At 56.9% G+C, this 10,856-nt stretch carries 10 protein-coding genes; 3 read left to right on the forward strand and 7 right to left on the reverse strand.

All coding sequences use genetic code 11. From position 1 onward, the window contains the following. Positions 1–1,226, reverse strand: a 1,226-nt coding sequence (gene hisD, locus CW742_RS02190) for a histidinol dehydrogenase (protein WP_292415938.1), incomplete at its 3' end; no start/stop codon positions are given. Between the two features lie 214 nt (positions 1,227–1,440). Further along, positions 1,441–1,995, reverse strand: coding sequence for a YqhA family protein (locus CW742_RS02195; protein WP_292415940.1), 555 nt, complete (start codon positions 1,993–1,995; stop codon positions 1,441–1,443). A 134-nt stretch (positions 1,996–2,129) separates the two neighbouring features. Here CW742_RS02195 and CW742_RS02200 point away from each other — a divergent pair, with 134 nt between their 5' ends. The 3 genes from CW742_RS02200 to CW742_RS02210 all read left to right on the forward strand — a co-directional run bounded on the left by CW742_RS02200 (position 2,130) and on the right by CW742_RS02210 (position 6,109). Next, on the forward strand, positions 2,130–3,185 hold the full coding sequence (locus tag CW742_RS02200; protein WP_292415942.1) for a hypothetical protein: 1,056 nt from the start codon (positions 2,130–2,132) through the stop codon (positions 3,183–3,185). A gap of 212 nt (positions 3,186–3,397) precedes the next feature. Further along, a complete protein-coding gene (locus tag CW742_RS02205) occupies positions 3,398–5,065 on the forward strand; it encodes a hypothetical protein (protein WP_292415944.1) in 1,668 nt (555 codons plus the stop codon). Between the two features lie 117 nt (positions 5,066–5,182). After that, complete coding sequence (locus tag CW742_RS02210; protein WP_292415946.1) at positions 5,183–6,109, forward strand: 4Fe-4S binding protein; 927 nt, start codon at positions 5,183–5,185, stop codon at positions 6,107–6,109. A gap of 148 nt (positions 6,110–6,257) precedes the next feature. On the opposite strand, the gene CW742_RS02215 is transcribed toward CW742_RS02210, so the two are convergent. From CW742_RS02215 to CW742_RS02235, 5 genes are read right to left on the reverse strand one after another with little or no spacing between them, the layout of a single operon-like run. Next, positions 6,258–7,058, reverse strand: coding sequence for a formylmethanofuran dehydrogenase subunit C (locus CW742_RS02215; protein WP_292415948.1), 801 nt, complete (start codon positions 7,056–7,058; stop codon positions 6,258–6,260). Between the two features lie 11 nt (positions 7,059–7,069). Then, positions 7,070–8,779 carry a formylmethanofuran dehydrogenase subunit A gene (locus CW742_RS02220; RefSeq protein WP_292415950.1) on the reverse strand — a complete coding sequence of 570 codons (1,710 nt, stop codon included), beginning with the start codon at positions 8,777–8,779 and terminating at the stop codon, positions 7,070–7,072. Between the two features lies 1 nt (position 8,780). Then, on the reverse strand, positions 8,781–10,097 hold the full coding sequence (locus CW742_RS02225; protein WP_292415952.1) for a formylmethanofuran dehydrogenase subunit B: 1,317 nt from the start codon (positions 10,095–10,097) through the stop codon (positions 8,781–8,783). Further along, a complete protein-coding gene (locus CW742_RS02230; RefSeq protein WP_292415954.1) occupies positions 10,094–10,501 on the reverse strand; it encodes a molybdopterin dinucleotide binding domain-containing protein in 408 nt (135 codons plus the stop codon). Before CW742_RS02230 ends, CW742_RS02225 begins: the two co-directional genes overlap by 4 nt. A 13-nt stretch (positions 10,502–10,514) precedes the next feature. Continuing rightward, the gene (locus tag CW742_RS02235) at positions 10,515–10,775 is read right to left on the reverse strand and encodes a 4Fe-4S dicluster domain-containing protein (protein WP_292415956.1); all 261 of its coding nucleotides are present in this window, start codon (positions 10,773–10,775) and stop codon (positions 10,515–10,517) included. Positions 10,776–10,856 lie beyond the last annotated feature (81 nt).

The following is a 10,856-nucleotide window of genomic DNA, read 5'->3' on the forward strand; positions in this document are numbered from 1 at the left end:
TTCACGGACTGTGCGTGGGCAAACAACCCTTCCGCTTCCGCAATCGTCTCGACAATATCGCCAATGGACTCCAGCCCGTCACGGTCGATCATCTCCACCGATGCGGTCTTGCAGAAGTGCGCAACATCCAGCCCCGAGTACATCTTCGAGTATCCCGCAGTGGGAAGGCAGTGATTGGTCCCGACCGCGTAGTCGCCACAGGCAACCGCCGAGTACCGGCCAACGAAGATTGCGCCGGCGTTCTGTACTTTCGTCACTACCGTGAGCGGGTCGGCGACCTGGATGGAGAGGTGCTCTGGCGCAACAACATCGGATGCTGCGATTGCCTCATCGATGTCCTTCACCACGGTATACCCGGAGTTCTTCAGCGCCTCTACAATGATCTCCTTCCTCGGCGCCTCGGATACCATCTTCTCGATCTCCTTTCCTACCTTTGCCGGCAGGGCGGGATCCGTCGTGATGAGGATGCATGCAGCGTTTGGGTCGTGCTCGGCCTGTGCAAGGACGTCAGCAGCAACGACTTTCGGGTGAGCCGTGCTGTCCGCGATGATTCCGATCTCGCTCGGACCGGCCGGGAAATCAATCTCCGCATGCTCGCGGAGCATCATCTTTGCGAGCGTGACATAGACATTGCCGGGCCCGACAATCTTCTGGACCGGCCGGATGGATTCCGTGCCAAGCGCCATGGCCGCAACGGCCTGTGCTCCACCGGCCTGGTAGATCTCGGTCACGCCCGCAATATCGAGCGCGACAAGGGTCAGGGGCTTGATGGGGGGTGGCGAGCAGGCACAGATCTCTTTTACTCCCGCAACCTTTGCCGGGACAGCGCACATCAGCGCAGACGACGGGTAGGCCGCCCTGCCGCCAGGGACATAGAGACCGACCCGGTTCAGGCCGGTAGTCTTCATACCGAGGACAACGCCCGGCTCCATCTCCTCGAACCAGAGGTCGCGGGGCCGCTGTCGTTCGTGGAAGCGCTCGATCCGGGCATGGGCTTCGATCAGGGCTTCGACAACCTGTGCATCGACTTCATCGTACGCAGATTCCCGCTCCTCATCGGAAACCGCGACATGTTCCAGCGTGCAGTATTTCTTCGCCAGGTCAATGAGTGCAGCATCCCCCTCATTTTTCACCCGCCCGATAATCCCCGTAACGGTCCCGCGTGCATCCTCAAGGCTCGTCTTCCGTGCTGCGAGCCATGCATCGATCCCGACTGCCTTCCACATAGTGCCAATATTTTCTACGGGAAAGGTTGTTAAGGTTTGTGCATCCGAGGGGTTTATCAAAACCCGGAGGACGAGAAGAACGCATCAGCGTTCTTCGAAGGTCAGCTGATGCCTCCCTTCTCATTGTCGAGGTTTTGAGAAACCTCTCCGAATTCGAAGAAATCCTTCGGATTACTTCTCATCCTCCTGGCTTGAGAGCCAGTCGGAGAAAAAATTATTCCTTCTTGTGCTGCTGGAGGAAATACACCCCGATACAGATGACGCCGATGGAGATTGCCATGAAGAGCATGTCAGTGGATGTCGAAAACTTCATGGTAAGGATCCTCTGGAAGAACCCGACAATGAGCACCATGATAATGACCTTGATGATCTTGTTCTTTAAGTCATCAAGGTTCTCGATCTCCAGGAGGCTGTGGTAGGACTCTGAGCACCGGGCAACATCAATCTTGGAGATCGCAAGCTCGTACATGCCGAAGCTGAAGATGAGGAGCACCATGCCGATAAGGTAGAGGTCAACGCCGCCGATGATACCGGACAACAGGGTGGAGTATTCGACCTCCAGGGTGGAGAGAATGACCGCATCGTGGAAGCTTCCCAGGATCTCTGCGGATCCTGCAATGAAGAGGAGGAAGGAGCTGAAGAGCCCGAATACCACAGCGAGGATGACGATCAGGCGCGAGCTCCAGAGACAAGACTCGAAGACCCGTTCGAAAACCGATTGCTCTGCCAGGGTCTTTTTTAATTCAAGTTCGCATTCTTTTTGATCCATCGCCTCTCATGTTTGCGTGATAAAATAAAAAAATGCGGTATCCGCAACAGCTCTGACAGGGCATTCTGAGCCGGATTTCGGCCATAATGCCTATTGCCCTTCAGAACGCACATGAGTGATAGGAACGTGGGAACATGGGAAGCCCTTACCTGAACAGCAACGAAGCAATCGTCCTTTCAACGCACAACGTGGTCATCAACACGGTACCGGCAGAGGCGATCCTGACCAGCCAGCGCCTCATCCTTGTCGATGCCCGCCATGCAAGCCTGCGGCCGCAGGACATCCCCTTTGGGTCGCTGGAGACCGTGACCATCGGGGAAAATACTGCGATGGACCCGGTCCTCTCCCTTTCCATCGTCCTGCCGGATGAGACCCGGCACACTCTTGGAATCGTCTTCCCGCAGGCGCCCAGACAGAAAAGGACCGCTGAACGCGACGAATGGGCAGCAAAGATCCGGGAGATGAGCCTAGTTGCACAGAAAGAGAGTGGCGTGAAACCCGCTGAACTCCTGCCCCCCTGGGTTGCCGGTGAACTGCCCGAAGAAGAGGGGGTGACTGGGGAAGAAACAGGAACGGACGCAGGAGGGCATGTCAATCCCCCTCTTGCACCGCGAAAGCCACGGGCAAAGGCTTCATCCGGCAACCGCCGCAGCATCCTTGCAGCCGGGATTGTGCTGATCCTGATAATCGCCCTTGTTGCGGCAGTCATGTTCCTTGCACCTGCATTTACCGGCAATCTTCCAACAACGCCCGTGACAACCGTTCCCACGGACGCGGTACCCTCAGTTACGCCTTCACCTGCTGTCACCGAGCAGCCGACAGCGGCGGTAACGCCAGAGCCCGCAGGGACACCGGAAAACATTCCTGTTGTGACCGCAACAACAATTCCCGAAGCAACGCAGGCTCCAGCTCCCCAGCTCTCGGGGGTCTGGATCAGGATCCAGTACGATGGAGAATACTCAGCTTCGTATGGGACCTCAGGTCGCATCAGGGAAGTCTCCGCAAGCGGGGAACAATATTACCAGATCCCGGCAAAAGACCAGATTGTCGATGCTGTCGTCCAGAAACTGGATGCATCCGGGGATCTTTTAACCGTGTCCATCTTCCAGGATGGCATCCAGGTCTCGGGCAGCTCAACCACGAAGCCCTACGGGACCGTCGAGATCCATGCGGATTTACGGGTTTCCTGACGGGCACCGGCACAGCGACGAATCCACGGGTATATCCCAGGGATCCCCTGGTCAATCCTTCATTGTTTTTTTCGGTCACTGATGACACAGACCTGCAACTGATTTCCTCTTCCATTGTGGCACTTTTCTGTACATCAGAACCGCGTGAACGGAAATTCCGGCTAAAAAGCATATCTTCCCGTACAACAAAGATGAGATGATACTGAGGTTTCATGAGTGTCCCGTACCTGAACCGCGGCGAATCCATAATCCTGACAACTCACCGCGTGAGCGCCGGCTCTGTCCTGTACGATGCGATGCTGACCAACCAGCGCCTCATTCTCATGGACAGCCATTACGAACGGCTCGAGCCGGAGATGATACCGTTTTCCGACATCGTGACCGTTAAAGGCGGCAAGGCTGCCACCATGGAACCTGCCCTCATCCTCACGCTGAAAGAACCAAACGATTTCTCTGATTCGGCGCAGGTGAGTCTCATCTTCACCCAGAACCCTGGTGAGAAGCGGCGGCATGAGCGCGAACTCTGGGTGAAGAGGCTTATCGAGCTGGTTATCAGGGCACGCGAACTGGAGGCGCAGAGCCCCGCTGTGCCTGTTACAAGGAAGAACGGTCTTCAGCCAACGGTGAGGCGCTGGGAAGCTCCCGAGCCCGTCCGTCCCCGGTCATCAATAGCTGAACCCGCGGCCCCCATTGCAGAGCCCGTTATCATTACCGAACAGGAGACCGACTCCCTGGAGTTTTTCCTTGAGGAGAAAAACCGAAAGAATGAGACGGTTGAACCGGCACCAAAAACGCCTGATGATACACTCCCGCCATTCCCGGTACGAGCACCAGAGACTCCCTCCACAGCGACCGAATATCGTGCTGGTGAACCCCTTGCAGGAGACCTGTCCAGCCAGGAACCGCTTCCGGAACCGGAAACAATCCCTGTTCAGGAATCAGTTCCCCGGGATCCTTTTGCCGGTATCCGCATCCCTTTGCCACAGGCTGATAAGGCTGAAACACCGCAACCGCCGGCCGAACAACCGGAACGTGCAGGGGAGTATCAATCCCCTGAACAGTTCGGTACCATTGTCCAAGCCGCCGCAGAATCCCTCAAAGCAGTCCGGAATAAACCGGTTTTTCCTCCCGTTGAAGAACCGGTCGTGAAAAAAACCTCACCCCTTCCGGGTCCCACGCAAAAAACCGCCCGGGATTCACCCCCCGCCCGGCAGACTGCGGGAGAAAAGCGCGAATTGCCAGGAACCTATACGCCGGACGCAGCGATTCCTGCGATGCCGTCTCCTCCAAAGAAACGAGTTCCTCAACCTGGCAGGACATCAAAGAGTGCCGGGAAGAATCCGGCACCTGTGCGGAAGCCCTCTGTCGTTGCTGCTCTTCTGGCAGTCATTGCGGTTATTATAATCCTCGCCGTGGCAGCGGTTACCGTAAACTCCCTCTACGGTTCACCGTACAGCAACACGGTCATTACCATAACACCGTCTGCCGGATCTAATCCCCCTCCAGAGCAGGTTCAAGCAGACATGCAGCCTGCCGGTGTTTATGTCAGGATTATCTATGCCGGCGATTTTTCCGGTTCAGTCGGGAATCCCGGGCTCCTGCGCCAGGTCTCCGGCAGGGGCAACCAGACCTTCCCGGTTCTGATGACGAAGAGTATTGTCCAGGCAACAATCCGTAAACTGGATCCATCTCCCGAGCCGCTGACCGTCGGGATCTACAGCAATAGTACCCTGCTCGCTGAAAGGACGGTGAACGCCCCCCAGGGCGAAGTGAGCCTCCTCATTGATACCACGACAGCGGTTGCACCGGGTATGGGCACGAAGACGACACCTGCCGATGGCAGGACTCTGCTCGGAAACGGGTCGCTCATCTATTACTGATACCTGAATAGAGGCAGCCTGTGGCCGCTCAGAGATGCTGAAGCAGGCCACTCACCTGCAACCCGCACCGTGCCACAACCCGATCCTTAATAACCACACTCTCCTTAGTACTGAACGATGAAGCACGAACTCGGTATCCACATGAGGGGCGGCGTTATCACCGAGAGGAACGCTGATTTCTCCACCGTCCGTATCCGGGCCCCTGCGGGGGTTCTCTCGGTCGAACAGCTGAGGGGCATTGCAACGATAGCAAAGACCTACGGGAGCGGGGTTGTCCATTGTACGACCCGACAGACAATAGAGATCCCTCATGTTGATCCGAAGCGGCTGAAGAATATGGCAAAAGCCCTTGAAAAAAACGGCACGCCAATTGGATCCGAGAAAGACGAAGTAGTCAACATCATCTCCTGCCCCGGGACCGAACGCTGCAAGTTTGCGAATATCGATACGATACGTCTTGCACAGAAGATCGATGCGAAAATCTTCGGAAAGGAGATGCCGGTCAAGATGCGCATCGCACTCTCGGGCTGCCCGAATGCCTGCACGAGCCCCATGCTCAACGAGATCGGGGTGATCGGCAGGGTCGTTCCCGTCAGGACGAAAGAGCGGCTCTGCACCGGTTGCGGAAACTGCGTCTATTATTGTAAAGAGAAAGCGATCAAGATCAGGAATGGCATCTCGGTGCTGGACGAAGGCAAATGCGTTGACTGCGGGGTCTGCGTGCAGTCCTGCTCCTTTGACCTCATCAAGGCAGAGCACCGTCATTACCTCATCACGGTCGGGGGCAGGCGCGGGCGGCACCCGAAGGTCGGCAGGAACCTCCTTACCGTGGAGACCGAGGAGCAGGTGCTCTTTGTGATCGATAAAATCATCGACTGGGTATACCGCCGCGCCTGGAGCGGGCGGCTCCTCTCAGAACAGCTGGACGAGATCCACTTCGACAAGCTTCGCGAGGATATCCAAAAACACGTGCCGGCAGCACGGCCAGTGGTGGATAAGGGGAGCGGGGCGCAGCATGCACCTCCCGCGGCAACCCAACAATAATACTCTATGCTCTTTTTCGACTCCGCCCTCATGCGCAGGGATGAATCGGACTGCCGACAATCAGGCAGCAGGCAATGGTTGTGGAAACAATAAGCCGGTCATGGTAGTGACAAAAGACCGGAAAAATAAAAAATGTGTGTGAAAAAAGTTAGATCTTCTTGTACAGGTTCCCGTACACGACAACGCCTTTCTTCTTCTTGTGGCGCTCACCCATGTCGCCGATGAAGTGGGCAAACTTTGCCTTTGCACCATCGACTTCGAGCTCGACTTCGCCATTTGGCTTGAAGCCGGGCATCATGACTTCGATGGAACCGAAGACGATGATCGTGCCCTCGACCATCTGGCCGCCGAGTTTGCTCTTGGCATTGCCCTTGACCGTGAGCTTGCCACCCTCGGCGTGGGTCAGCGCATGGACGTCAACGTCACCGTTGACTACAATCTCACCGCCCAGCATATACATGCCGATATCGGATCCGGCATTACCCATGACAAGGATCCTGCCACCGGACATGCCTCTCCAGTCGCCGCGGTAGGCGGCGCCGAGGTAGTTGCCGGCATTGCCTTCGATGACCATTTCGCCGCCTTTCATGGCAGTTGCAGCGAATGCACCCACATCGCCCTTTACGGTGAGCTTACCGCCCTTCATCCAGGCACCGACGTACTGGTCGGCCGGTCCCTCGATGACAACCTCGCCGGCGGTCATCTTGAAACCGATGTACTTGACTTTCTGTGCATCGCCTTTGACAACGATCTTCGTGTCGGCAGCAGTTGCTCCGGCATTGCCCTTGACATCGAAATATTTGCCAAGGGTTGAGGGGACATTCCCCTCAAAGACCGGGAGTTCTGCAATCTGGGCCGCGCTCTTGCCGGCGAATGCATCGGGGGAGATGGTGTCTGCCTCAAGATACAGTGCAGGCGCGTTTTTCATGGTTATGGTAACGGTTTCCATCTTCTTCCACCTCAGTTGGTTGCATCAACCTCGATTGCATACGGGTTCGGGACAAAGTGGTGCCCGAGCGCTTCGTAGTTGGCCTGCGTCATGCTATAATACTTGACGAACTTCTCGTTGATGTCGCGGGCAACCTGCGGGTTCTCCTTTGCCTTGACACTGACCCAGAGGGTGCGCTTGTTGCCGTTGCTGACAATCTCGCCGTTGCTGACAACCTGGACACCGCTCTTGAAGAACGCTGCGCAGCGGCTGAATGCCTTCTCGATGTCGTCGGGGTTCGCGATCGGCTTGTCGGGGTTGATGTTGTAGATGGCAACATCGGCGTCCATGCCGGGCTTTAAGCCTCCGCACATGGCGGCAAGGCCGAGGGACTTTGCGGGACCTGCACGAGTCATCTGGGCAAGCTCGTAGAGCGAGATCTCGCGGTCGAGCGTGCCGAGGGCGGTCTGGGAAAGGACCTTGTCCTTGTGCTTGAAGGATTCGATCTGCTGCTTCCGGGCCTTTTCGGACATCAACCACTTGTACACGCGGGGGTACCGGGTGAACGGTCCTGCGTTCGGGTGGTCGGTGGTGATGTAGCAGCGCATCGGGTCCTTCATCATGAGGGCAATCTCTAACCCGATTGCCCACTGGATAGCACAGACGGAGATTGACGGGCTGTAGATGTACGGGACCACACCGGCTGCGGTCTCAAGCTCGACATCGCAGTTGGCCCACTTGAGGTGGTTGAGGCCGGTGAGGTGGTGCTCGAACGGTCCGTCAGCAGTCATCGTGGTGGTCTCGTCAAGGGTGACGTTACCGGTATCGATGGTAATGTTCTTGTTCTTGTTGACGTAGTCCGTGATCTCCTTAGCGCCCGACTCGAAATCTCCCCAGTTGGTGCCCTTGTAGGCATGGAACTGGGAGTGGGTGAGGTGCATGACCTGCTCGCGGCCGAACTTGTTCTTGGCCTTGATACCTTCGGCAAGCTTCATGGTGTCGAGGGTTGTCTGGTAGCACCCGGGGTTCCCGAGGTTGTTGGGGTGGATGTGCATCGAGTGCGGGAGGCCGAGGTACTCGTTTGCCTCCATGAGGCCCCTGACAATCTCTGCCGGGGTGATGTCGAAGTACGGGACAGGGTCATTGACTGTGAGACAGTTCAGGCCCCAGCCCCAGGCTTCGGTGCCGCCGGGGTTGACCACCTTGATTGCGTATCCCTTAGTGACATTGAGAAGCCAGGCGCAGTAGGCTGCGGTGTTCTCGATCTCCTGGTTCTTGAGGTACTCAAGGACGAACCAGTTGTTACCGAACACGGGGAATGCACCCTCGTCGATAATGGGTGTGTCGCGGATCTCCTCGTGCACGTGGCGGGAGAAGAGCGGGGGCATTGCTGCTTCCATAGCAACGCCAAATCCCATCTTGGCATACTCGTACCCGGTCTTGAACGTGGTCGGGATAGAGGCACCGCCACCCATCCGCTCCATGCCCTTTGTCGGGGTGCAGCTGAAGAGCTTGTCCTCGGGCCGGTAGATGCGGCCGAGGTTGACCTTGGGGCCGGCAACATGGGCGTGGATCTCCACGGCGCCTGCCATGACGGTCTTGTCCTTGGCGTCGATCACTTTTGCAGAGGAGCCGACCTTGTCAACGATCTTCCCATCCTTGATACAGATATCCTTCTTGTCGCCCTTGATGCCCTGGACCGGGTCAAAGACGTGGCCGTTCTTGATGATATATTCTGACATGTTATGCTACCCCCTTGAGCTTCTTGAGACGGTCACGGACCATGATGAGGAATGCCTCGTCCGTGATCATGCCCTGGGGTGGCTCGACTACCTTGCGGCAGTCGATTGGCACATTGTCCATACGATAGCAGTTACCACCGCATTCTACACCGTTGAAGGCAACGGGGACATGGAGCTTGGAGACACCGGAGGTCGGGGTCAGGTGCGGGTCAATACAGACCGAGTCAACGTTTGCGATAGCCTTAACTGCGCTGATTGGGAAGTGTGCACCGGGATCGCTGCCAATGGTAAACATGGCATCGACTTCGCCACGGGCAAGGAGATCAATGGAGCTTGTGTCACCCGGGTTGTAGCGGGCAAACCCGCGCGTGAGGTCAACGGAGTACGGGAACCCGAACTGCCAGGCGAAGACTTCACCGGAGCCGGTAACATTGTAGTGGCCCCGCATCGGCATGATCGAGTATTTCGTGTACTCGTTGAGGTCCTTTGTAAGGGCGATGGCCTCGTCGATGTTGTGGTTCTTGGAGAGTGACTGGGTGACTCCCATGCCGAAGAAGATGATACCGAACCGGCCGCTCTTTAAGGTATCAGCCGCCTCGCGGATCTTCTCGGAGGGGATTCCGGCAACCACATCAGGAAGCCATTCTCCCTTGAGAGCGATGCGCAGTGCATTGAGAAGTTCATAGTCGCGGCCCTGCTCGACCTGAAGGTGCATGTCAGCCATCTTGGCAGTGTCGGTGCAGCGGGGGTCGACGACCACAAGCTTCCTGCTCATCTGTCCCTTGCCGGTGAAGAACCCGCGGGGGAAGATGGAGTACCGGGACATGTGCCGGGGGTGGGCATGTGCCGGGTTGCAGCCCCAGAAAATGACACGATCGGCACGGTTCTTGACTTCACCGAGCGTACAGGTTGGGAGACCGATATCCTGGACTGCGATAAGGGTCGTGCCGTGACAGACGGCTGCCGTGTTGTCACAGCAGGCCTTTGCGATCTCGGCGATCTCGTTACCCACGCTCTGGGCCTCGCAGTTGGTGGAGGACCAGCCGTACATCAGGGGCTTCTTGGCTTTTGCAAGGAGCTTTGCGGTATAGTCTGCGGCATCTTCGTACGAGATCTCCTTCCAGCTGCCGTCATCCTGGCGGAGCCGGGGTTTCATGACGCGATCGGAGGACTGGGAATGGAGGAACTTCTCTGTCCCGATGACACAGGCATTTGCCACTTCGAGGAGCTTCTTGCCATCATCCGATACAGTAACCTCGATATCATCACAGAGAGTCCCGCAGAACGGGCAGATTACATCGGTGATTACTTTCGTCATCCTACTTTCACCCCGCACTGTTTCTGCACGAGTTCTATTCCCAGGAGGACAGGCTCGTTCATTGCGATCTCAACCTTTGCCGGCGTTCCCTTGAACGTAGGCATGCCGGTGGAGTAGGTGTTGTCGCTCACAACGGAGTTTGCCCAGGGCCCCATCGGGATGAAGGCAACGCCCGGGTGGGGTCCCTGCGTGGCCTCGACGGCCTTGACGATGACACTACCGTAATCGGTCGTGACCTTCACGTTGGTGTTCTTCCATGCGCCGAGTTTCTTTAAGTCGGTGGAGTCCATCTCGATGATGCCGCAGGCGGTGCGGTACGAGGGCTTCTCCTTGCCGCTCTCGATTGCAACGCCCTGCTGGATGGTCCTGCCGGAGATCAGGTTAACGCTGATTGAGTTTGCCATGGTATTCCTCGCTTCAGGCCTCGGTCGGGATCTGCACTCCCTTTCCGGAGAGGCGGATCACATCGTACGGGCAGGCGTTCACGCAGACGCCGCAGCCGGCGCAAAGCTCGGCCTTGACATCGAGGTGTACAGACTTCCCGTTCTTCACGGCATAGATCTTTTCCTTGGTTGCCGGGTCCACGGTATATAGCTCGAGGGCATCAACCGGGCATGCGATGACGCAGTTGCCACAACCGGTGCATCGCTCCATGTTTACATGTACAGAAAACGCCATGCGTATCACACACACTGTCGTCGTAAAATTATGATTTCCCGGCTGGTTAGTTAAAGGTTTCCAAATGGATATTCATACAAC

The sequence above is a fragment of the Methanoregula sp. genome, assembly GCF_002835825.1.
Taxonomy (GTDB): Archaea; Halobacteriota; Methanomicrobia; order Methanomicrobiales; family Methanospirillaceae; genus Methanoregula.

Excerpts from the sequence above, each read along its gene's own strand:
- CW742_RS02195 (WP_292415940.1), bottom strand. The coding sequence starts at position 1,995 with ATGGATCAAAAAGAATGCGAACTTGAATTAAAAAAGACCCTGGCAGAG.
- CW742_RS02200 (WP_292415942.1), top strand. The coding sequence starts at position 2,130 with ATGGGAAGCCCTTACCTGAACAGCAACGAAGCAATCGTCCTTTCAACG.
- CW742_RS02205 (WP_292415944.1), top strand. The coding sequence starts at position 3,398 with ATGAGTGTCCCGTACCTGAACCGCGGCGAATCCATAATCCTGACAACT.
- CW742_RS02210 (WP_292415946.1), top strand. The coding sequence starts at position 5,183 with ATGAAGCACGAACTCGGTATCCACATGAGGGGCGGCGTTATCACCGAG.
- CW742_RS02215 (WP_292415948.1), bottom strand. The coding sequence starts at position 7,058 with ATGGAAACCGTTACCATAACCATGAAAAACGCGCCTGCACTGTATCTT.
- CW742_RS02220 (WP_292415950.1), bottom strand. The coding sequence starts at position 8,779 with ATGTCAGAATATATCATCAAGAACGGCCACGTCTTTGACCCGGTCCAG.
- CW742_RS02225 (WP_292415952.1), bottom strand. The coding sequence starts at position 10,097 with ATGACGAAAGTAATCACCGATGTAATCTGCCCGTTCTGCGGGACTCTC.
- CW742_RS02230 (WP_292415954.1), bottom strand. The coding sequence starts at position 10,501 with ATGGCAAACTCAATCAGCGTTAACCTGATCTCCGGCAGGACCATCCAG.
- CW742_RS02235 (WP_292415956.1), bottom strand. The coding sequence starts at position 10,775 with ATGGCGTTTTCTGTACATGTAAACATGGAGCGATGCACCGGTTGTGGC.